Consider the following 22,890-nt stretch of genomic DNA (forward strand, 5'->3'; position numbering starts at 1 on the left):
AATAAAAAAAGCAGATAAAAATCTGCTTAATCTCATTATTATAATTAAATATAAATATGTAATAGTTTATAAAGATTACATATCTTTTTCTAATTGTTTATACTCTAAATCGGTTAAATAATCTACTGCAAAATCAACAAAATTCTCATTCAATGCATATCTAATCCATGGTTAATTGTAAATCATCAACATTTCTTGTATTGTACCTGGAATAAAACTAATACCATCAAATTATTCATATAATGTTGTAATTTCGTCATATCAAGCATTTGAAAGAATTGACTTGCATCTGAATTCAATGAAAATAAATTTTTTAAGTATTTTTTTTTGATTTTTTAATATCAAATAATCTGAAATATAAAATAGCCATTAAGAATGTCATATAACAATCATATTTTCCACTATATTTTTTATATAATTCAATAGCTTCTCATTCCATTTCATAATATAAATAAGCCATTAAAAGATTATATCTTGATTCTGTTCTATCCATTAAATCAAGTTTCATTATTTTTTTAGAAATTTCTATAACTTTATTCATAACTCCAAGATTTGAGTATTCTTGAAGAATAGTAAAATAACATCTTACAAGTGATCTATCTTCAAAATCAAAGTCATAATTATATTCATTTTTGATTTCGTTCTTTCTAATTAAGTATTTTTCAACAATTTTTTCAAGTTTATTTACATACTTTATACCATTTTCACATGAAAATCCAGCTAATATTACTTTAACATCTAAATTATTTGGATCTAGTTTTTCTACTTTTTTCAATATTTTGTAAACTTCATCTGGTGATTCTTGTTCACTAGAAAGCTCTATATAATCATAAATATCTTCAATTTAATCTAAATTAATATGTTCATTATTTTATTTTTTCTTCAAATTCTATATTTTCTTCTAATCCCGTAGTGTAGTTAATTAAAAGTAATGAATTTTCATCAAATTTTTTATAATTTTCAAACTTATTATTTTTTACATTTACAGCTCTTAAATATTTATCTACTATTTGTCCTGACCAAAATGTACAAGGCAAATGGCAAATAATTCTTTGACCATTAATATATCTTTCATCAGGAAATAATGACTTTAAGTATAGATTAGTGTTTGGATCTAATTTTTTATACTGTTCAATAGATTCTATTTTCAATAAATCATTACCTTTTTTATAATAATAACTGTCAATAAAAATATTTATATCATCTATATTATCAGCTGAATAATTATTATATATTATTTCATCAATAATTTTAAATTCTTTCTTTTTATTAGGTATAATTTTTTTATTCATTCTAGCATATTCTATCAAAGTTTTATTTTTATACTTAAAGCTATCAATAAAATTATCAAATTCTACAAGTGTAAGCTCTACTCCAATGCTATCTTCTTCAGAAATAAAGTCTGGACGTTCTGATTTTACTAAATTTTTATATCTAGAATCATATTCTTTTAAGCATTTTATAGCTTCATCTTCATTTATTTTTTTATTAAATGGTTCCATACATAATTTCCTTTTGTATCTTAATTATTTGTATTTTCGTTTCAAATTATTATTTTTTTGTTTTGAACAAAATAACATTAAAACAAAAAATTTCATCAACATATTACAACATTTACAAGTTTATCATCCAGCAAATATTACGTCCTATAATTTTATTTTTTAATGATTACATCTTATTTCCTGTCATTAAACATTTATTACTACTATATTTATAGAATTTATTTTTCAGTTATAAATAACTGTTTATAATAAAAATAGATTATTTTTTTATGTTAAAATAAAAATGCATCCATTTTCTTACATGTGACTTTTCATAATTTTATAAGTAAAAATAGCACAAATTAATGTTAAAGATGCATTTTATATTTAAGTTTTATAGAAATTTTTAGTAAATTAGAACTTTAATCCACTCTATACTACTCAAACTCAATATGTCCATTGATGTCGTTTTATATAAATGGCATAAAATCAAGGTTTTAGTAGTCGGATTTAGTCTTATTATCTGATTTATTTATGTTTATCCGATTTTTTGCATTCATTTTGCAAGCACAGATATTAATATTTTATACTAGCTCTTTATATCAAACTTTTTTAATAATATTATCATTTATCTCACCACAATCCAATTCCCATCTCGTTTTGAGCCAATTCTTTCAATCATCTTCTTTTCTTGCAAAGATTTAAAAGCTCTTTCAATAGTCCTCTTAGTTACTCCTACCATTTCTGCAAGCTCAACTGATGTCATACTTGGATTTTCTATCAAAAGTTCTATCACTTTCTTTTCCGTCTTATTTAAAGCGACATTCAAACCGACATTCAAACCGACATTTTTATTGTCTGTTTGATCAATTACTTCTTTATCAAAAGGAATCGTGCATCTAATATAGTTACTTTCAATTTGAAAAACATCTTTTCCATATTTTTCTACAATCGTTGGAATACCATGCCCTGTATGTTCTGTAAGTCGCATATTTAAAAATATTCTCATCAATGTAGCATTTCTAGGTTTACTTATTCCTTCAAAGAATTGTTCTTTTGTCATTCCATTAGGAAGTCCACCATGAGAAAGAATTTCAAGTCTGTTATTAAACATTGAAATCTGAGGCTCTGTAATTGTCCAGTCGTTATGAACTAAAGCATTTAAAATAGCCTCATTAACACAATCATAATCAAATAAATATGTATCTTTTCTTGGTCTGACTGTCGTATCAGATATACATATATTTTCAGCCTGTAATCTGTTTTTTATTTTTCCATATGTTGTTAAAATACATCCATAACCATAATCACTTCTTTCAGATATAGAAGACTTATTTTCTCCTTGAAATTTCACAAAAATAAAGGGAATATTGTTTTTATCAGATAATAATTCTGCAAGTAAATTATATTCTCCGGCTTCATTCCTTAAATTTAAATTTGTCTCAAAAGACTTATCTTCTAAATGGTAATTTTTTTCAGAATAATATATCTTAAGTTCTCTAAAGGATAAATCATATGATTTTGACCTTTTCTTAAGCATGTATTCATTATCTATGAACTTTTTCTCATACCTAATTTTTATCTGCTCGGGTGTCATCTCTTTGCAGGTTGTTCCTATTCTTATTGTGCATCCTGTAGAAGAAAATCCATATTTCTTTTGACAATTTCTCTATTTTTTCTCTCATATAATCTATATCTTTATTGTAAATAATACCAGTTGTATTAGTAGCTTTTGCAATCTGGTTTATGTTATTTATTGCATTTGAAATTAACGATTGGAGATTTCTAAATGCTTCTAGGTCTACAATATAAATTTTTTTTCTTCATCTGATAAATATATTTTAAGTTGTTTTTTTCTTATTCTATTATCCTTACATTTCTCCCTTACTTTTACAATTGTTATTTTCGAAAATAAAAAACTACTAAAAATCTATCCCTAGATTCTTAGTAGTTTTTATTCATCATAACTAAGATTGATTATTATCAACTAAATTACTTAAATTTTATTCCATTCTTTGTCTTCTAATTTTTTGAAATTATCCTTGTTAGCGCCAAAAATTTTTCCATTAAAAGGAATTTCATATCCTATTTTTTTTCCAATATGAACTAATTCTATGATGGCTTTATTATTTTTAACTTCGATATCAAAAGAACTAACTTCATTCCATGGCATAAATAAGAAATCTCTTTTTAAAGAATTACTTATTTCCACTTCGTGAATTCCTTTATTTGAAAAATATAAGATAAAAGTTCTATTTGAATCCAAAGTATAAAAAATATTACTAGCTATCAACTTAGCAAGACCTGTTTTTAAATCATTATGCTTAATTGCTAACAAGTGATTATCTAAATTCCCAAATTCATTTTTTATTTTTTCATTTATTTCATTGTTATCATTAAATAAAAGTCCCATATTATCACCTACTAAAATATTTTTCCTTTCTACCTTTTAACAAATATGTCTTTTTACTTGAAACGATACAAGCGTATACTGTTGCTATAATTGCCATAATCAAACGAGATAAACCGTAAGGTAAGTAAATTCTTGGTATAAAAATTACCCATAGGACAAATATTATATCCATATAAACTAATTTTGTTTTACTTTCTTAAATATCCTATTATTAATTATAGACTGGAGAATTGTAGCAATGACAAAAATAACAACCCATACATAAATAAACTTATCATTCCTAGCTTTTAGCAAGTAATACCCTACACTAGAAACTATCATTAAAATATATATTAAAAGTGACTTCTGATTCATCACGTTTCCAACTATCCATCCTTATTAATTAAAATTATCCTACCTTTATTTTAACTATCTTATCTATAATCAAATAAGATGGACTAATATAACTTAATCGCACTTCTACTTAAATATAAATACTTCTTTAATATCTTTATTTAATACCTTGCATATTTTGTATGCAGTTTCCAGAGTTGGGCTTATTGTATTATTTTCATAAGCCATTATTGACCTTCTTTTCATACCAACAGCTTTAGCTAGTTTATGTTGCGATAATCCAAGTTCTTTTCTAAATTCTGCTATTCTATTTTCAATTACTACTTCCATATAATCACTTCCATATATGTTTATAATGCAAATTAATCACATAACAATGACTTTAATATATACGATACGGTCTTCTTATATTCATATTTACATGCTTTTTTTTGTTGAAGAAATAATCTAACGATAATATTGCACAAACAAACACACATATAATCGCTACATACATGGGTATATGCTTTTTAAAGGCATTATATCCTACGAATATGGTTATTATAGATGCAATTATCAAAATATACTTCAAAATTTTTATATTCATATTTCTTTTCCTAATTTATAAAATCTAAACCTCAACTACTAAATATAGGATCAACGTATCTCCATTTTTATACCTTTGAAAATTAAAGTATAACATAACACTCTTATCCTCTTACAATTATGTATGGTTACATTTATAGCACCATTGTTACATTTATAGTACCATGATATCATTTTTTTTGTCAAATCGTTTTACTTACTTTTTTACAATAGACATTAAAACATCTACCACAATAGAATTACCAGACTATTTATAAAGTTTGTTTGAGGTTTAAATTTTTATGTTTGTATGTATTAAAAAGACCATAGCTTTAAACTACGGTCTAATTTTTTTCCAAATGTAAACCACTTGGAACTATTATTCAATTTATTCTTTTTTAACAAATGTTCCCATTTTAATCCCAGTTACAGTTTTCTATCTTCTGTAACTGTTGATTTTACAAAGCTTTTAATTTTTTTGCGACTATTCCCATTCTTCTTTTCCAAAAGTACAATATATCTCAAATCATTCAAAATACTAGGTTCTATTTTTAGATTATCACTAAATCCACCTAATTATGAGACGTTTTCAGATTTTTAGTCCCGTCCTAGTCCCAGTACCGGATAATATGATTACTTTTATGGTAAAAACTATCTATTAAATTTTTACAGAAGCTTATCTTCCTTATGAAATCCTTAAATTTGTATTTTATACTAAGTTAGTTTACAGAATATATTGGATTAATCAACCTCTTTTTAATATCGGTAATTCTTGTATTTTTAGCACTCTGCATAAACTTAAAATATCTGGGTGCTGTAACATTCTTAGCGGTTTTCACATCCTTAGTAAGGTTTTTCTTAGCTGTACAAAATATTCTACATTTTGCTAGACAAATATTCTTAATGACCTATCTAAGTATTGAAATGGATATTTTTAGGCATCTTGCTCTACGGCATATCGGAGTGCTTAGTCTAATTTCTCTTGTAGAATCTTCATTATCTATTATATTAGCAACAAAATTATTAAGATATCAAAAACAAAAGAGCACATATAGTCTGAGAAGAGTAAAGAGAATTCAAAAATAATTACAAAAAAAAAAAAATATATTTTGTCAAATATACTTTTGCCAAATATAAAAATGTGATATAATACAATCAAGATGAAAAAATAGTCTAATTGTTTTTAATTAAGCAATTGATATTTAAATTAATTTTTAAGGAGGATTAATATGACAGAAATTTATAATTATAGCGTTAAAACCCAAAAGGGTGAAGATATTTCTTTAAATCAATTCAAAGGAAAAGTATTATTGATAGTAAACACAGCAACAGGTTGCGGGTTTACTCCTCAATATAAAGAATTAGAAGAAATATTTGAAAAATATCGCGACCAAGGATTTGAAATAATAGATATCCCTTGTAATCAATTTGCAGGTCAAACACCTGGAACTGATGAAGAAATAACTAATTTTTGTACGCTAAATTATCATACAAAGTTCCCACAAATGACTAAATCCAATGTAAATGGTGATAATGCTTTACCATTATTTGAGTATTTAAAAAGCCAAAAAGGATTTTCTGGATTTGGAAAAGGACCAAAAGCATTGATGATGTCTGTAATGTTAAAAAAGATTGATAAAGATTATAAAAATAATCCAGATATAAAATGGAATTTTACAAAGTTTTTAGTAGATCGTGATGGAAATGTAGTTTCTCGTTTTGAACCAACTGAAAGCATGCATGAAGTTGCAAAAGCAGTTGAATCATTATTATGATTGATAATCTTAAATTAGAAAATCAATTGTGTTTTCCACTATATGCAGCAAGCAGAAAAGTAATATCTGCATATACGCCGTTTCTTAAACCACTAGATTTGACATATACTCAATATTTAATTATGTTAGTTTTGTGGGAAAAAGATGGGCAAACAATTGGAGATATATGTAAACTTCTTCACTTAGATAATGGAACAGTCACGCCTACAATCAAAAAAATTATAGATAAGGGCTTAATTAATAGAAAAAGAAAGGAGGAGGATGATAGGGTAGTAGAAATATTTTTAACGACAAAAGGCAAGGAATTAAAAAAAAGAGCATATGAAATCCCGGATAAAGTTATTTGCAATTTGGGATTAAAAAATGTAAATACAGAAGAACTTTATAATATCCTATATGAAATCATTAATTTTGAGCCTTCAAAAGAAAAGTGAATTATGTATAGGATTATGAGTAGAAAAATATATAAATTATAAGGTATTATTTGGGTCTGTAAATAATTTTGTGTATCAACCTTAATCCTCCTAAAAGTGTAAGGGTTGATACATTTTTTATTTATCAATGTTTATCAACTCCTCTAGAATTTGAGTTTTACTTAATTTTACACAACTATGATAAACTGTCAATTTTTCATGAAAATTTAGAGTTTATTTTATAGGATGTATTTTTGTAATTACCATACTAATCAGTAGAACTTTCTTTTGATTTATTAAGAAGTATGGAATGTATATCCCATATCTCTTTGATAATTTTTCTATTTGTTTATTCATTGATTCGATTTCATTTTTGTAAATAACACCAGTGGTATTAGTTGCCTTTGCAATCTGATTTATATTGTTTGTTGTATTTGAAAGTAGCCATTGGAAATATCTAAATAAATTAATCCTCATAATATGTAGACAAAAAGACCGCAGCTTGAAACTACGGTCTCATTTTTTGTCCTCATGTAAACCACTTGGAACTATTATTCAATTTATTCTTTTTTACTTCCAGTACCATTTGAGTATCCGTAGCCATTTTTTATTCTCTTTATAGCTTGTAATTAAGCCATTTTAGAAAATTTTTCTACTACTCAAACTCAATAGTTGCAGGTGGTTTCCCCGTGCAATCGTACAGTACTCTGTTTACGTGCTCTACTTCATTTACAATTCTATTTGTAACTTTTATTAGAACATCCCAAGGTATGATTGCTGTGTCGGCTGTCATGAAGTCTGTCGTGTTTACTGCTCTTAGAGCTACTGCGTAGTCGTAGGTACGTTCGTCACCCATTACACCAACACTCTTCATATTTGTAAGAGCGGCGAAATATTGACCTAAGTTTTTGTCTACTCCTGCTTTTCTTAATTCTTCACGATAGATGTAATCTGCTTCTTGAAGGATTTTTACTTTTTCTTCTGTAACTTCGCCTAAAATACGTACGCCAAGTCCTGGTCCTGGGAATGGCTGTCTGCTTACTAGTTCTTCTGGTAAGCCTAATTCACGTCCAACAGAACGCACTTCGTCTTTGAATAAGTCTCTTAGAGGCTCTACTAATTCTTTGAACTCGATATTTTCTGGCAATCCACCTACATTATGATGTGATTTGATCGTTTGAGCATTTTTTGTACCACTTTCAATTACATCGGCGTAGATTGTTCCTTGTGCAAGATAGTCAACTGCACCAAGTTTTTTTGCTTCTTCTTCAAAGATACGAATAAATTCTTCCCCAATAATTTTTCTCTTCTTCTCAGGATCTGTTACACCTTTTAACTTTTCATAATATCTTTGTTGAGCATTTACACGAATAAAGTTTAAGTCAAATCCTTTTGTAAAGATTTCTTCAACTTTGTCCCCTTCATCTTTTCTCAATAGACCGTGATCAACGAAAATACATGTTAATTGGTTTCCGATTGCTTTACTTAACATTGCAGCAACAACTGATGAATCAACACCTCCACTTAAAGCCAATAGAACTTTTTTATCTCCAATTCTATTTCTTAATTCTTTAATGGCAACTTTTGAAAATTCATCCATTTTCCAATCACCGGAGCATTGACACACTTCAAATAGGAAGTTTTTAATAATCTTATAGCCTTCTTCTGAATGAAATACTTCTGGATGGAATTGAACTCCATAAAGTGATTTTGATTCATTATGTAAAGATGCAGCCTTACAATCCTTTGTTGATCCGATTATTTCAAATCCTTGTGCTAAATGTTCAACTCTATCTGTATGACTCATCCAAACTGTAGATGTTTCCTTAACATCTTTAAATAGCTTTGAATCTTTTGAAATATTTAAGATAGCTTCTCCATACTCTCTTTCAGCACGAATTACTTCGCCACCCAATGAGTGCATCATTAATTGACAACCATAACAAATTCCTAAAATTGGCACTCCCAATTCAAAAATTTCTCTATTTAATTGAGGTGACCCTTCTTCATACACAGAATTTGGTCCACCTGTAAATATAATTCCCTTAGGATTATATGCTTTAATTTCTTCAATTGTCATTTCAAAATCATGAACTTCACAATAAACATTAGCTTCACGAACACGACGAGCTATCAACTGCTTATACTGGCCACCAAAGTCCAAAATTAATATTTTTTCTTGTACTTCCATCAATCCTCCATATCTTAAATTATTAATATAATAATACTATAATTTTTAGTGCTTTGTAAAATAAAAAGGGTTAGAAAAACTAACCCTTTTTTAATTTACAAATAAATATTAATGTAAGACTATTTTAAGCTTGTCATGTATTCTAATGTTCTAATCATGTTTCCTGTGAAACCATATTCATTATCATACCATGCAACTGTTTTAACTAATTGTTCACCATTTTCACCAACCATTAAGTTTGTTTGTGATGCATCAAAGATTGATCCTGCTGGAACACCAATGATGTCTGATGAAACGATTTCGTCTGTGTTGTATAAGAATGCATCGTTAGCATATTTCTTCATTGCTGAGTTTACTTCTTCTACTGTAACTTCTTTGTTTAATACTGAGTATAATTCAACAACTGAACCTGTTATTACAGGAACTCTTAATGCTGTACCGTCAATTCTTCCATTTACTGAAGGAATTACTTTACCTACTGCTTTTGCAGCACCTGTTGTAGCAGGAATAATGTTTTGAGCTGCTGCTCTTGATTTTCTTCCACCTGGTGCATCTTGTGTACCTTGTGTTGCTGTGTAAGCGTGAATTGTTGACATTAATGCTCTATCAACACCAAATTCTTTGTCTAATACGTTTACCATTGGTGCTAAACAGTTTGTTGTACATGAAGCTGCTGATACGATTAAATCATCTGCTTCTAAAATTTCGTGGTTTACACCAAATACAACTGTTTTTAAGTCACCTTTAGCTGGAGCTGAGATTAATACTCTCTTTGCACCTGCGTTTAAGTGAGCTTGTGATTTTTCTTTTGATACGTAGAAACCTGTACATTCTAATACGATATCGATTCCTAATTCACCCCATGGTAAATTATTAGCATCTTTTTCTGCGTATGATTTGATAGCTTTTCCGTCAACTACTAAGTCATCATTTTGCACTTCTACTGAGTATGGGAATCTTCCTTGAGCTGTATCATATTTTAATAAATATGCTAAATCATCGTTATCTGTTAAATCGTTGATTGCTACAACTTCCAAGTTTGTATCACTTTCTAAAATTCTTCTTAATGCTAATCTACCAATACGTCCAAAACCGTTAATTGCTACTTTCATTGTCATAATATAAATCTCCTTATTTTGCAAAAATTTTACTATTTTAAGTTAAAGAATGAATCTAAACCTTTGAATTCTGCTGTATCAAATAATTCATCTTCAATTCTTAATAATTGATTGTATTTAGCAACTCTATCTGTTCTTGATGGAGCACCTGTCTTAATTTGACCTGTGTTTAATGCTACAGCTAAGTCAGCGATTGTTGTATCTTCTGTTTCACCTGATCTGTGTGACATAACTGCTGTATATCCTGCTCTATTTGCCATTTGTACAGCATCTAAAGTTTCTGTTAATGTACCGATTTGATTTACTTTAACTAAGATTGAGTTCGCTACTCCGTTTTCAATACCTTTTGATAATCTCTTTGTATTTGTTACGAATAAGTCATCACCAACTAATTGGATTTTCTTTCCTAGTCTTTCTGTTAATAACTTCCAACCTTCCCAGTCTTCTTCATCTAAACCGTCTTCGATTGAAATGATTGGGTATTTGTTTACTAATTCTTCATACCAAGCTACCATTTCTTCTCTTGTTTTTACAACACCTTCACCTTTTAGATTGTATTTTCCATCTTCATACATTTCTGATGAAGCAACGTCTAAAGCGATTCTTACTTGTTCACCTGGTTTGTAACCCGCTAATTCAATAGCTTCAACGATTGTTGATAAAGCTTCTTCATTTGATGCTAAGTTTGGAGCAAATCCACCTTCATCACCAACTGCTGTATTATGACCTTTGTCATGTAATACTTTTCTTAAGTTGTGGAAAATTTCTGCACCCATCTTTAATGCTTCTGAGAATGATTCTGCACCAACTGGCATAACCATAAATTCTTGAATATCAACATTGTTATCTGCGTGTTCCCCACCATTTAAGATATTCATCATTGGAACTGGTAATTGCTTTGCGTTAAATCCACCAACGTAGTTATATAAAGGCACTCCTAATTCATCAGCAGCAGCTCTAGCAACAGCCATAGATACACCTAAGATTGCGTTAGCTCCTAATCTACCTTTATTATCTGTTCCGTCTAATTCGATCATTAATCTATCAATTCCTACTTGATCAAATACGTCTAAACCGATAACTTCTTCTGCGATTTCTGTATTAACATTTTCTACTGCTGTTAAAACACTTTTACCCATGTAGTTATCTTTTTCACCATCTCTTAATTCAACTGCTTCAAAAGCACCTGTTGATGCTCCTGATGGAACTAAAGCTCTACCAAAACCACCTTGATCTGTGAAAACTTCTACTTCAACTGTTGGATTTCCTCTTGAATCCAAAACTTGTCTTGCATATACGTCTGTAATGTAACCCATGTTACCCTCCATTTAATATTTATTAAATTTATTATAAATTGTTAAAATTTATTACCTATTTATTTTATCACTTTAAAATGATATTGTCACATTTTTAATTAAATTTTTATTAAAAATTTACTAATTTTGAAAAACTTTCTGCTTCTAAACTTGCTCCACCTACTAATGCACCGTCAATATTTGCTTTTGACATAATTTCTTTTACATTTGAAGGTTTTACAGAACCACCATATTGGATTCTAACTTTTTCTGCAGCAGCATCACCGAATAAATCTTTTACTAAAGATCTAATATATGCACACATTTCTTCTGCATCATCAGCTGATGCTGTTTTTCCTGTACCAATTGCCCAAATTGGTTCGTAAGCAATAACTACATTATCAAAATCTTCTACTGATAATCCTTTTAAATCTGCTTCTAATTGAACTTTAACTTTATCTTGTGCTTTTCCACTTTCTCTTTCTTCTAGTGTTTCACCACAGCATAAAATTGGTAATAATCCATTTTCTAACATTGATTTAACTTTTTTATTAATTAATTCGTCAGATTCCCCAAAATATTCTCTTCTTTCTGAGTGTCCTAAAATAACATATTTCACTCCTAAATCTTTTAAGAATACTGGTGATACTTCACCTGTAAATGCACCTGATGTTTCAAAATGAGCATTTTGTGCACCAACTTCAACGTTAGTATCTTTTAATAATTCTTTAGCTAATGCTAAATTTATAAACGGAGGACAAACTACTGCTTCTACTTCTTTATTTAAATCAAAACTTTTAATTTCTTCTAGTAAAACTTTTGCTTCGGAATATGATTTATTCATTTTCCAGTTACCAGCAATAATTGGCTTTCTCATTATTTCTCCTTATTATTTATCTTCTACAGCATCAATACCAGGTAATACTTTACCTTCTAATAATTCTAAGCTTGCACCACCACCTGTTGATACATGAGTGATTTTATCTTTATATCCAGCTCTTTCAACTGCTAAAGCTGAATCTCCTCCACCAACAATTGTTATTGCATCTGAATCTGCTAATGCCTTAGCTATAGCATTTGTACCATTTGCAAATTGTGGAAATTCAAATACGCCCATAGGTCCATTCCATACAACTGTCTTTGCACCTTCTAATGCTTTTACAAATAGTTCAACAGTTTTTGGTCCTACATCTAATGATTCAACATCTGGTGAAATTTCTGTCACAACTGTAGCAGGAGCATCTTTTCCAAATGAATTAGATACAACAAAATCAACAGGTAGTAAAATTTCTACACCATTTTCTTTTGCTCTATTTAATAATTCTTGTGCTAATTCTAATTTGTCTTCTTCTAATAATGACTTACCAATTTCTATTCCTTGTGTTTTTAAGAATGTATAAGCCATACCACCACCGATGATAATCTTATCAACTTTTGTTAATAAGTTTTCAATTACTCCAATTTTATCTGAAACTTTTGCTCCACCTAAAATTGCTACAAATGGTTTTTCTGGTGTTGTAACAGCTTTACCCATGATTTCTACTTCTTTTTGAACTAAAAATCCTAAAGCTGATGGTAATAATGATGAAACACCAACGTTTGAAGCGTGTGCTCTATGTGATGTACCAAATGCGTCATTTACATACAAATCTGCTAATGAAGCTAATTCTTTTGCAAATCCTTCTTCATTTTTTGTTTCTTCTTTTCTATATCTTGTATTTTGTAATAAAGCAACTTCTCCTTCTTTTAATTCTGCTACCGCCGCTTTAACACTATCATCAACAACTACATCTGAATCTAAGAATTTAACATCTTTATGTAGTAATTCTCCTAATCTTTTAGCAACTGGTGCTAAAGAAAATTCTGGTTTTGGTTCACCTTTAGGTCTTCCTAAATGGCTCATTAAAATTACTTTAGCATTATTTTCTAATAAATATTCTATTGTTGGTAATGCTGCAACGATTCTTGAATCGTCAGTAATTTGTGTTGCATCTTCTTTTGAAAAAGGTACGTTAAAATCAACTCTAACTAAAACTTTCTTACCTTGTACATCTAAATCTTTTAATGTTTTTTTCATCTTTCCTCCATAATAATTTAGCCCAGCAAGAATAACTGGGCTAATTTTATCAACTATTTTGTAGCCATTAATTGTGCTAAATCAGCAACTCTATTTGAGTAACCCCATTCATTATCATACCATGAAATAACTTTTACTAAATCACCTATTGCATATGTTAAATATGGATCAAAAATTGATGATCTATTATCTCCTTGATAATCAATTGATACTAATTCATCTTCAGCATATCCTAAGATACCTTTTAAATCACCTTCAGCATGTTTTTTAAATGCTGCATTGATTTCTTCAACTGATGCTTCTTTTGATAATTGAACTGTTAAGTCAACTAAAGAAACTGTTGGGGTTGGTACACGAATTGCTAAACCTGTTAATTTTCCTTCAACTTGTGGTAGTACTAAACTTACAGCTTGTGCTGCTCCTGTTGTTGTTGGAATTTGAGATAAAGCTGCTGCTCTTGCTCTCCTTATATCTTTATGTTTATTATCATGAATATTTTGATCACCTGTATAAGAGTGAACTGTTGTCATTAATCCTTTTTCAATTCCAAATTCTTCTAATAATACTTTTGTTAATGGTGCTAAACAGTTTGTTGTACATGATGCGTTTGATACAATAACATGTTTTTCTGGATCATATTCATTATGGTTAACACCCATTACGATTGTCTTGTCTGCATCTTTTGCTGGAGCTGTTAATAAAACTTTCTTTGCTCCACCTTGTAAGTGTCTTGATGCACCTGCGTGTGAGTTGAAAGCACCTGTTGAGTCTATAACTAAATCAACACCTAATTCTCCCCATGGTAAATTTTCTGGATTTCTTTCTGATAAAAATGTTACTTCTTGATCTCCAAATTTTATACCTTTATCTGTTAATTCAATTGATTTTGAGAATTTTCCGTATAAAGAATCGTATTTAAATAATTTAGCTGAAGTTGCTTTATCACCAGTATCGTTAATTGCTACTAATTCAACGCCTTCTCTACCTTCTTCTAATAGAACTCTTGCTACGTCTCTACCGATTCTTCCGAATCCGCTTATTGCTACTTTCATTTGTCCTCCTTGATATTTTTGAGATTTTATCATCTCTCTACATAATAAGTATACAGCATGTGAAAAATTTCATCAAGATATATAATTAAAATTTACTTAAATTTTATAAAAAAATAACAAAGCTTTTAATAAATTTTAATAGGCTTAATTTTCAATTCACTTTCTCCTTTAAAATATACTTTGATATTATGTATTTTTTTACCTTCAATTTTAGAATTTCGTAATTCTATAATTCTTTTATACCCTATTGAATTTATATTAACCCTTTCATCGTTTATATAGACAAATCCTTCAATAAATCTTGATCCGTATTTTATATCTTCTTGTAATATCAAATATCTTAAATCTATTTCTTTAAGATTATTAATGTTAATTAAAATTTCTTTTCCATCATTTTTTGAATCTTCAATTATTTCTAATTTATTAGATAATTCATTTAAAAATTCATTATGAATTCTATCAACAAATTTTCTAACATTTTGTTTTATTTTTTCATCAATTTTTCCATCTTTATTTGGAGCAATATTCAATAATAAAACTGCACCTCTACCAATTGACTTTAAATAGATATTAAATAACTCATCTACTGATTTTATTTTTTCTTTCGGATGTGAAAACCATCCGCTTGTGGTACATGTATCAGCTTCTGGAACACTCCATACATATGTTTCATCATGTCCATCTTTTGATTTAAATTCATTATAGAAATCCAAATCAAAACTTTCTCTAATTTTTAACTTTGGAGAATTTTCCTCGGGTGCATATCCCATTTCATTTCCTAACCAATGGATTCCTCCTTTTGAACCTACTCCAAACATTAAAATATTAGGATTATTTGATTTAACAGCTTCAATCCATTTATCAAATGTATAAACTTGATCTTTATAATTTGGATCCTTCGCATTATCAAACCACCATTCAACAAATTTCCCATTATTTCCATATTTTGGACTTTCACATATTTCTTTTAGTTGATTTAAATAATATTCATTATATGGTTCTCCAGTTCCATATGTTTCTTCATGAACATCCCACGGAGACAAATAGCATCCCATATTCATATCATACTTAGTACAAGCTTTTGATAATTCTTCAAAAAAATCTTTTCCATATGATGTATTTGTAATTTTATGCTCTGAATATTTTGTATCAAACATACAAAATCCATCGTGATGTTTTGCAGTAAATATCAATCGCTTAAATCCCATTTCCTTTATGAATTTTACATATCCATCAAAATCAAAACTCTCTAATTTGAAATTTGATAAGTTCTCTTTTCCGTTTCCCCATTCAACTTCAGTAAATGTATTCATACCAAAATGCATAAAACAAGACATTTCTTCTTCATGATACTTTATTTGTGCCTCATTTGGCACAGGTCCTAAATATTTTTCCATACTACCCCCATTTATTCAAATGTATTATATCAAAAATGTTTTTGTATTTGTAAATATTTTTTAATCTTAAATTAAAAATAAATAAAATTTTAAGAATTCTTGAATATTAATCTCTGCAAATGCAAATATATGGAAGAAATTTTAGTTTTACAATTTTCTTCCATATTGATTTTGCAAGAATATATGGAAGAATTTGAGATTTTATTATTTACTACCGTATTGTGTAAGTAAAAATATATGGAAAAATTTGAGATTTTGCTGTTTTCTTCCATATTTATCATCAAAACCCATGTTGATGAAAATAAACTTTCACATAATTTCATCCATATCGACCAAATTTAATTAACATATAGATCATAATCACCCGCTAATGTGATGGTTATAATTATTATTATCCCACAAATAAAAAAGATACTTAAGAAAATCCCTCAGTATCTTTTACATTTTTATAATATTTATTAAGTTATTAACTATAAAGTATATACCTATTCCATTGATTCAATATATTTTTCAGCAGCTATCGCAGCAACAGCTCCATCAGCTGCAGCAGTAACAACTTGTCTTACTGTTTTTGCTCTTACATCTCCTGCTGCAAAGATTCCTGGTACACTTGTTTTTGTGTCTTCTCCAGCTTTTACATAACCTCTTTCAAGTTCAACAACACCTTCTAGTAAATCTGTGTTTGGTAAATACCCTGCAAAGATAAATAAACCAATATCTGGATCACCATCATTAGCTGTTACAACTCTTTCTTCTCCAGATTGATTATTTTTAATTTTAATAGATTTAACAAATTTATCTCCAATTACTTCAACAACTTCTTCATGATGTCTTATTTCAATTTTATCATTTGCATATGCTTTTTGTTGAATCGAATTAGCAGCTTTTAATTCACCACTTCTATTTAACACTATAATTCTTTTACCAAATTTTGTTAAGAATATTGCTTCTTCAACAGCTGCATCTCCACCACCAACTACATAAATATCTGAGCCTTGATAGAATGCTCCATCACATGTTGCACAGTAAGCTACACCTTTACCTACATATTCTTGCTCACCAGGCACGTTCAATTTACGAGGATTTGCTCCTGTTGCATAAATTAACGCTTTTGCCTCATATGTCTTTGTGCTTGATTTTAATATTTTTTTATCTCCATCTAATGAAATTTCTTTAATTTCATCTGAAATTTTTTCAGCACCAAAACTTTTTGCTTGTTCTAGCATTTTATCTGTTAATTCTGGTCCTGATGTTTTTACAACACCAGGATAATTATCTACATCAAGTGTTAATGAAATTTGTCCACCAGTTTGTCCTTTTTCAATAATTGCTGTTTTTAAACCTGCTCTTGCTGCATATACTCCAGCAGTTAAACCTGCTGGACCAGCACCTAAAATTATTACATCATATTTAATATTTTCCATATTTACTCCTTTTTAATTCATATGTTCAAATCCTAATTGTCTAAACGCTTCATATAAAACTATATTAGCTGAGTTACACAAATTTAATGATCTATCACTATCTTCTCTCATAGGTATTTTTATACCATTATCCACTAAAGCATTATGAATATATTCATAAACACCTTTAGATTCACTACCAAACATTATATAGTCTCCATCCTGATATTCTACATCTGTATGGAATTTAGTTGCATGCGTTGTAGCTAAAAATACTCTGGAATTACCTTTATATTCCATAAAATCTTCAAAACTATCATGCATTACAACGTCTACATGTTCCCAGTAATCTAGCCCTGCTCTTCTCATCATTTTATCGTTTAGAGAAAAACCTAAAGGTCTAATTAAATGCAATCTAGTTTTTGTAAGATAGCATGTACGCCCTATGTTAGCAGTGTTACCAGCTATTTCAGGTTCAAATAATACTATATTTAACATATTCCCTCTTTTATTTTAATTAATCACTATTTACCAAGTTTCATAATAATTTTTTCAATTTCATTTATTTTTTCATTAACATTTATTTCATCTCCTTTTTCAAGCGATTCTGAAACACATGTTTTTAAATGAGCTGATAAAATTTCCTTATTAGTTGAATTTAACGCAGCAATAACTGCCAAAAGCTGAGTTGATACATCTAAACAGTACTTATCTGATTCAACCATTTTTATTATACCATCTAACTGACCTCTCGCCCTATTTAGACGATTTAATATATTTTTATGATCAGCCTTCATTATTCTACACTCACTACTTCATATCCTGCTTCTTCTACTGCTGTAATTAATGTATCATCTGCTACATCCTTTGAAACTTTAACGATAGCATATTTATCTTCAAGAGAAACTTCCACATCTTTTGCTATTCTACTTAAAGCAGTTTCAACTGCTTTTTTACAATGCCCACAAGACATTCCTTCTATATTTAATCTTCTTTCTTCCATTCTATACTCCTTATCATCTTTATAATTTGTATACAAATTAATTCTACCATAATTTATATAATTTGATAAATCTTGTTTTTCATTTTTTTCTCTATATTCATATTTAAAGTTCCTTAATCTCAATGAATTTGTAACAACAAAAACTGATGACATACTCATTGCAAATGCTGCTATCATTGGATTTAACTTGATTCCGAAACTTGGATAAAACACACCCATTGCTAATGGAATAGAAATTACATTATATATAAATGCCCAAAATAAATTTTCTTTTATAATTTTTAATGTCCTTTTACTTAATTTTATTGCATTTACTATATCGTATAAATTTGATTTTGTTAAAACCAAATCTGCAGATTCAATTGCTATGTCAGTTCCATCTGCTATTGCAATGCCTATATCTGCTCTCATCAATGCTGGAGCATCATTTATACCATCGCCAACCATTGCAACTTTTTGATTTAATTGATAATTTTCAACAACTTTATCTTTATCCTGTGGCAATAATTCTGATTTAACATCATTAATCCCAACATTTTTTGCAATTTCTTCTGCTACAAATTTATTATCTCCAGTTAACATAACTGTATTTATACCTAAATTTTTTATTCTATCGATCGCTTCAACCGATGAGTTTTTTATAACATCTGCTATTCCAAAAATTGCTAATATATTTTTTTCATTAAATAGAAATACAACCGTTTTACCTTGTTTTGATAGGTTTTCATATAAAAGTTTAATTTCATCATTAAGTTTGAATGTATCTAACAGCAATTTTTCATTACCTATAAAATATTTTTCTTGTTCAATTTCAGCTTCTATACCATTTCCTGAAATAGATTTAAAATTAAAAACATTTATTTTTTTAGCATCTAAGTTATTAAAAGGTTTTGAAAGTGGATGTTCTGAATTTAATTCCAGAGAATATGCAATATCTAAAATATTTTGTTTATCTAATCCATCTGCAAAATATATATCCGTAATCTGTGGCTTTCCTTCAGTAATTGTGCCTGTTTTATCGAACACAATTGTATTAATCTTACTTAAAATTTCCAATGCTTCAGAATTTTTTACTAAAATTCCCTGTTCAGCAGCTTTGCCATTCGCAACCATCATAGCAACTGGAGTTGCAAGTCCTAACGCACATGGACAAGATATGACCAATACGCCTATTGATACTGATAATGCAAATGTTAAATCATATCCTAGTAACAACCATACTACGAATGATAATACTGAAATTAATATTACAATTGGAACAAATATTCCTGAAATCTTATCTGCTAATTTTGATATAGGTGCTTTTGTTGCTGATGCTTCTTCCATCAAACTTATAATTTTTGAAATTGTGGTTTCACTTCCTACATTTTTAGCCTTCATTATAAATGATCCATTCATGTTAACAGAACCAGATAATATTTCATCATTTATATCTACTTCAACAGGTATTGATTCTCCTGTAATTGCAGATTTATCAATATTAGACTTACCTTCAATAAGTATGCCATCAACAGCAATTCTTTCTCCAGGAGATACTTTTATTAAATCTCCTATATTAATTTCATCAACTGATTTTTCAATAATTTTGTCTCCAATAACAACTTTTACTTTATCTGGCTGCAATTCTATAAGCTTATTTATCGCATTAGTAGTTTTTAATTTTGATCTAATTTCTAAATACTTACCAAATGTAATCAATGTTAATATCATCGTTGCAGCTTCATAGTACAAATCGTGATGATACATCATTACCATTTTTTCATCTTTTTGACCTAATCCATAGAAAATCATAAATGATGCAAAAATACCATATATAATCGCCGAAAATGATCCAATCGCAACTAACGAATCCATATTTGGATGTAATTTGAATAACGACTTAAATCCATTTTGAAAATATATTCTATTTACATAAATTATCGGTAAAGCAAAAATTAATTGTAAGAATGCAAACATTCCGGCACCCTCATATCCATTAAGAATGTTTGGATATGGCAAATTCACCATTTCACCCATTGCAACATACATTAAAATTACCATTAACGGAATAGAAGTTTTTAATCTATTTTTTATATTTTTTAATTCTTTATCAAATTTTTCTTTAGGATTAATATTTTTTTCTTCGCTTTTATTATTTCGTCTAGAAAATGCTTTATATCCTGAATTTTCAATAGCAGCTATAATTTCTTTATCTGATATATCATTATTTGAAATTTCAAGGGTATTAGTCAACAAACTTACATTTACATTCTCTATACCTAGTTTTTTAACAGCTTTTTCAACTGTAAGTTGGCATGAAGCACATGTCATTCCTTCTATATCAAATTTTCTTTTCATTTTTAATACCCCCTACCCGTATATATTATACCCAATATTGAGTATAAAATCAATTTTTCTCTATACTATCAACACAATTTTAATGTATAATTCATATTATAAAAATTGGAGGGATTATGTATAAAAATTTTATTAAAGTAGCAAGTGCTAATATCAACACAAAATTGCTTAACGTAGAAGAAAATAAAGATAGCATATTAAAATATATGAATTATGCCTCAAATAATAATGTAGAAATTTTATTATTTCCAGAATTAACTCTTACTGGTGTAAGCTCTGGTGAACTGGTTGCAACGAAAGAAATTACAGATAAGTGCAAAAAAGCTTTAGATGAAATTGTTGAAAATTCAAAAAAATCTAACATGCTTGTAATATTTGGAATGCCAATAAAAATTAATAATAAATTTTATAATGCAATGCTTTATGTTCAAAATGGTCAAGTTATAAATGTAACCTCAAAGAAAACTTTATCTTATGAAGATAAAAGATATTTTAGTGTAGCAAAAGATAATTCATACTTTATAGATTCTAATAGAGATAATTCATTTTATTTAAGAATATTTAATTCTGATAAATTAAATTCTTACGAAGGAAATTTTGACTTTAATTTACAATTAGTGTTTGAAAATGAATTAATCAACAATAACTATATAGTTTCAGAAAATATGAATTTAATTCTTGTTCCCGGATCTGTTAAATCTACTGTAAATCAGATTAATGATATTCAAAACACATTGCAAATTGTAAGTAAAACAAATGGAGTCGGATTAATCTATGCAGGGGCTTCAAACGGAGAATCTTCAAGTGATGGAATTTATGCTTCACAAAAATTCATACTTGAAAATGGTAAAATCATCGCAAAAGGTAATTCATTTACAAATGGTTTAATTATCTCTGAAATAAATTCTTATGAATGTAAAAATAGAGAAACCGGAATGAATTATGAAGCAGTCTATTCTCCTTATGAATATAAAATTTCAGAAACAATATTTGAATTAACTAGACAATTAGATAAATATCCTTATTTCCCTGAAAGTAAAATTTTTGAAAGTTCAATGCGAAATATACTAGAAATTCAATCAGAAGCTTTAGCTAGAAGATTAAAACAAATTCCTGAAAAGAAAATTTTCATAGGGATTTCTGGTGGGCTTGACTCTACATTGGCACTTATAGTTGCTTCTCTTGCATATTACAAATTAAAACTTGATAGCAAGGACATTCATACTATAACATTACCTGGGCTTGGCACTTCAAATAGAACTAAAAATAACGCAATAAATTTATCTAAGGCTTACGGAACTACATTTAAGGAAATAAGCATAGTTGAATCTGTAAAACAACACTTCAAAGATATTGAACATGATGAAAATGATACATCTGTAGCTTATGAAAATGCACAAGCACGTGAAAGAACTCAAGTTTTAATGGATTTAGCAAATAAACATGGTGGTATAGTATTAGGTACAGGAAATATGTCAGAAATCGCATTAGGTTGGGCAACTTTTAACGGAGATCACATGTCTATGTATAATGTAAATTCCGGTATTCCTAAAACTCTTTTGAGAGAAGTTGTTAGATATGTCGCAAATAATACTGAAAATACCCTATTAAAAAATACATTAATAGATATAATTGAAACACCTATCTCACCTGAGCTTTTACCAACAAACGAAGAAGGAACTATCACTCAAAAAACGGAAGATAATGTTGGACCATATGAATTACATGATTTCTTTGTATATCATTTAGTAAGAAATAAATCCAAATTAAGTGATATATTATTTATGGCAAAACAAGCTTTCTCCGATAAATATTCTGAAGAAATAATTGAAAAATGGTTTAATAAATTCAGATGGAGATTTGTAACACAACAATTTAAGAAGAATATCGCCGTTGACGGTCCTCAAATACTTGACTATTCATTAAATCCTAAAAATGGATTTATTATACCATCCGACTTAGACCCAAATTCGTTTAATATTTAATATAATGTAAATAATGATATAACAATGTGCAGTTTAATCGTATTAACTGCACT

The 22,890-nt window shown here is 28.5% G+C and carries 19 protein-coding genes and 2 pseudogenes; 3 read left to right on the plus strand and 18 right to left on the minus strand.

What is annotated here, in order from left to right; translation table 11 throughout:
* Positions 1-430 precede the first annotated feature (430 nt).
* The 6 genes and pseudogenes from ABGF48_RS03615 to ABGF48_RS03640 all read right to left on the minus strand — a co-directional run bounded on the left by ABGF48_RS03615 (position 431) and on the right by ABGF48_RS03640 (position 4,557).
* Positions 431-775 carry a hypothetical protein gene (locus tag ABGF48_RS03615; RefSeq protein ID WP_408104983.1) on the minus strand — a complete coding sequence of 115 codons (345 nt, stop codon included), beginning with the start codon at positions 773-775 and terminating at the stop codon, positions 431-433.
* Between the two features lie 91 nt (positions 776-866).
* On the minus strand, positions 867-1,502 hold the full coding sequence (locus ABGF48_RS03620; protein ID WP_408104984.1) for a hypothetical protein: 636 nt from the start codon (positions 1,500-1,502) through the stop codon (positions 867-869).
* Between the two features lie 607 nt (positions 1,503-2,109).
* On the minus strand, positions 2,110-3,078 hold the full coding sequence (locus tag ABGF48_RS03625) for an ATP-binding protein (protein ID WP_408104985.1): 969 nt from the start codon (positions 3,076-3,078) through the stop codon (positions 2,110-2,112).
* Positions 3,053-3,301 (minus strand): annotated as a pseudogene (gene mobC, locus ABGF48_RS03630) (plasmid mobilization relaxosome protein MobC); the annotation flags it as partial. The gene ABGF48_RS03625 and the pseudogene mobC (ABGF48_RS03630), both read right to left, overlap by 26 nt.
* A 176-nt stretch (positions 3,302-3,477) precedes the next feature.
* Entirely contained in the window at positions 3,478-3,894 is a 417-nt protein-coding gene (locus ABGF48_RS03635) for a histidine kinase (RefSeq protein ID WP_408104986.1), read from the minus strand.
* 459 nt (positions 3,895-4,353) lie between these two features.
* Positions 4,354-4,557: a helix-turn-helix transcriptional regulator gene (locus ABGF48_RS03640; protein WP_006908593.1), complete on the minus strand. Its 204-nt coding sequence runs from the start codon at positions 4,555-4,557 to the stop codon at positions 4,354-4,356.
* 1,463 nt (positions 4,558-6,020) lie between these two features.
* Here ABGF48_RS03640 and ABGF48_RS03645 point away from each other — a divergent pair.
* On the plus strand, positions 6,021-6,566 hold the full coding sequence (locus tag ABGF48_RS03645; protein ID WP_408104987.1) for a glutathione peroxidase: 546 nt from the start codon (positions 6,021-6,023) through the stop codon (positions 6,564-6,566).
* Complete coding sequence (locus ABGF48_RS03650; RefSeq protein ID WP_408104988.1) at positions 6,563-7,000, plus strand: MarR family winged helix-turn-helix transcriptional regulator; 438 nt, start codon at positions 6,563-6,565, stop codon at positions 6,998-7,000. Before ABGF48_RS03645 ends, ABGF48_RS03650 begins: the two co-directional genes overlap by 4 nt.
* A gap of 247 nt (positions 7,001-7,247) precedes the next feature.
* On the opposite strand, the pseudogene mobC (ABGF48_RS03655) reads toward ABGF48_RS03650, so the two are convergent.
* The 12 genes and pseudogenes from mobC (ABGF48_RS03655) to ABGF48_RS03710 form a co-directional block, all read right to left on the minus strand.
* Positions 7,248-7,441, minus strand: a pseudogene (mobC, locus tag ABGF48_RS03655) (plasmid mobilization relaxosome protein MobC); the annotation flags it as partial.
* 193 nt (positions 7,442-7,634) lie between these two features.
* Complete coding sequence (guaA, locus tag ABGF48_RS03660; protein ID WP_408104989.1) at positions 7,635-9,170, minus strand: glutamine-hydrolyzing GMP synthase; 1,536 nt, start codon at positions 9,168-9,170, stop codon at positions 7,635-7,637.
* 119 nt (positions 9,171-9,289) lie between these two features.
* The gene (gap, locus tag ABGF48_RS03665) at positions 9,290-10,288 is read right to left on the minus strand and encodes a type I glyceraldehyde-3-phosphate dehydrogenase (RefSeq protein WP_408104990.1); all 999 of its coding nucleotides are present in this window, start codon (positions 10,286-10,288) and stop codon (positions 9,290-9,292) included.
* Positions 10,289-10,320: 32 nt separating this feature from the next.
* The gene (gene eno, locus ABGF48_RS03670; protein WP_408104991.1) at positions 10,321-11,604 is read right to left on the minus strand and encodes a phosphopyruvate hydratase; all 1,284 of its coding nucleotides are present in this window, start codon (positions 11,602-11,604) and stop codon (positions 10,321-10,323) included.
* Between the two features lie 109 nt (positions 11,605-11,713).
* A complete protein-coding gene (gene tpiA / locus ABGF48_RS03675; protein ID WP_408104992.1) occupies positions 11,714-12,460 on the minus strand; it encodes a triose-phosphate isomerase in 747 nt (248 codons plus the stop codon).
* A 12-nt stretch (positions 12,461-12,472) separates the two neighbouring features.
* A complete protein-coding gene (locus ABGF48_RS03680) occupies positions 12,473-13,660 on the minus strand; it encodes a phosphoglycerate kinase (protein WP_408104993.1) in 1,188 nt (395 codons plus the stop codon).
* A 53-nt stretch (positions 13,661-13,713) separates the two neighbouring features.
* On the minus strand, positions 13,714-14,712 hold the full coding sequence (gap, locus tag ABGF48_RS03685) for a type I glyceraldehyde-3-phosphate dehydrogenase (protein WP_408104994.1): 999 nt from the start codon (positions 14,710-14,712) through the stop codon (positions 13,714-13,716).
* 125 nt (positions 14,713-14,837) lie between these two features.
* A complete protein-coding gene (locus ABGF48_RS03690) occupies positions 14,838-16,109 on the minus strand; it encodes an alpha-L-fucosidase (RefSeq protein ID WP_408104995.1) in 1,272 nt (423 codons plus the stop codon).
* A gap of 485 nt (positions 16,110-16,594) precedes the next feature.
* Complete coding sequence (trxB, locus tag ABGF48_RS03695) at positions 16,595-17,533, minus strand: thioredoxin-disulfide reductase (RefSeq protein ID WP_408104996.1); 939 nt, start codon at positions 17,531-17,533, stop codon at positions 16,595-16,597.
* Positions 17,534-17,545: 12 nt separating this feature from the next.
* Positions 17,546-18,010 carry a tRNA (cytidine(34)-2'-O)-methyltransferase gene (locus ABGF48_RS03700; protein ID WP_408104997.1) on the minus strand — a complete coding sequence of 155 codons (465 nt, stop codon included), beginning with the start codon at positions 18,008-18,010 and terminating at the stop codon, positions 17,546-17,548.
* A gap of 26 nt (positions 18,011-18,036) precedes the next feature.
* On the minus strand, positions 18,037-18,309 hold the full coding sequence (locus tag ABGF48_RS03705) for a metal-sensitive transcriptional regulator (protein WP_408104998.1): 273 nt from the start codon (positions 18,307-18,309) through the stop codon (positions 18,037-18,039).
* Positions 18,309-20,852, minus strand: coding sequence for a heavy metal translocating P-type ATPase (locus tag ABGF48_RS03710; RefSeq protein ID WP_408104999.1), 2,544 nt, complete (start codon positions 20,850-20,852; stop codon positions 18,309-18,311). Before ABGF48_RS03710 ends, ABGF48_RS03705 begins: the two co-directional genes overlap by 1 nt.
* A 116-nt stretch (positions 20,853-20,968) precedes the next feature.
* On the opposite strand from ABGF48_RS03710, the gene ABGF48_RS03715 reads away from it, so the two are divergent.
* Positions 20,969-22,837 (plus strand): NAD(+) synthase, encoded by a 1,869-nt coding sequence (locus ABGF48_RS03715; protein ID WP_408105000.1) that lies wholly within the window; start codon positions 20,969-20,971, stop codon positions 22,835-22,837.
* Positions 22,838-22,890: the final 53 nt, after the last annotated feature.

It is taken from the genome of Helcococcus bovis, from assembly GCF_046035835.1.
GTDB lineage: Bacteria > Bacillota > Clostridia > Tissierellales > Peptoniphilaceae > Helcococcus > Helcococcus bovis.

Excerpts from the sequence above, each read along its gene's own strand:
- ABGF48_RS03715 (WP_408105000.1), top strand. The coding sequence starts at position 20,969 with ATGTATAAAAATTTTATTAAAGTAGCAAGTGCTAATATCAACACAAAA.
- ABGF48_RS03650 (WP_408104988.1), top strand. The coding sequence starts at position 6,563 with ATGATTGATAATCTTAAATTAGAAAATCAATTGTGTTTTCCACTATAT.
- eno (WP_408104991.1), bottom strand. The coding sequence starts at position 11,604 with ATGGGTTACATTACAGACGTATATGCAAGACAAGTTTTGGATTCAAGA.
- guaA (WP_408104989.1), bottom strand. The coding sequence starts at position 9,170 with ATGGAAGTACAAGAAAAAATATTAATTTTGGACTTTGGTGGCCAGTAT.
- ABGF48_RS03620 (WP_408104984.1), bottom strand. The coding sequence starts at position 1,502 with ATGGAACCATTTAATAAAAAAATAAATGAAGATGAAGCTATAAAATGC.
- ABGF48_RS03680 (WP_408104993.1), bottom strand. The coding sequence starts at position 13,660 with ATGAAAAAAACATTAAAAGATTTAGATGTACAAGGTAAGAAAGTTTTA.
- gap (WP_408104990.1), bottom strand. The coding sequence starts at position 10,288 with ATGACAATGAAAGTAGCAATTAACGGTTTTGGACGTATTGGTAGATTA.
- ABGF48_RS03625 (WP_408104985.1), bottom strand. The coding sequence starts at position 3,078 with ATGACACCCGAGCAGATAAAAATTAGGTATGAGAAAAAGTTCATAGAT.
- ABGF48_RS03710 (WP_408104999.1), bottom strand. The coding sequence starts at position 20,852 with ATGAAAAGAAAATTTGATATAGAAGGAATGACATGTGCTTCATGCCAA.
- tpiA (WP_408104992.1), bottom strand. The coding sequence starts at position 12,460 with ATGAGAAAGCCAATTATTGCTGGTAACTGGAAAATGAATAAATCATAT.
- trxB (WP_408104996.1), bottom strand. The coding sequence starts at position 17,533 with ATGGAAAATATTAAATATGATGTAATAATTTTAGGTGCTGGTCCAGCA.
- ABGF48_RS03705 (WP_408104998.1), bottom strand. The coding sequence starts at position 18,309 with ATGAAGGCTGATCATAAAAATATATTAAATCGTCTAAATAGGGCGAGA.
- ABGF48_RS03645 (WP_408104987.1), top strand. The coding sequence starts at position 6,021 with ATGACAGAAATTTATAATTATAGCGTTAAAACCCAAAAGGGTGAAGAT.
- ABGF48_RS03690 (WP_408104995.1), bottom strand. The coding sequence starts at position 16,109 with ATGGAAAAATATTTAGGACCTGTGCCAAATGAGGCACAAATAAAGTAT.
- ABGF48_RS03640 (WP_006908593.1), bottom strand. The coding sequence starts at position 4,557 with ATGGAAGTAGTAATTGAAAATAGAATAGCAGAATTTAGAAAAGAACTT.
- ABGF48_RS03635 (WP_408104986.1), bottom strand. The coding sequence starts at position 3,894 with ATGGGACTTTTATTTAATGATAACAATGAAATAAATGAAAAAATAAAA.
- ABGF48_RS03700 (WP_408104997.1), bottom strand. The coding sequence starts at position 18,010 with ATGTTAAATATAGTATTATTTGAACCTGAAATAGCTGGTAACACTGCT.
- gap (WP_408104994.1), bottom strand. The coding sequence starts at position 14,712 with ATGAAAGTAGCAATAAGCGGATTCGGAAGAATCGGTAGAGACGTAGCA.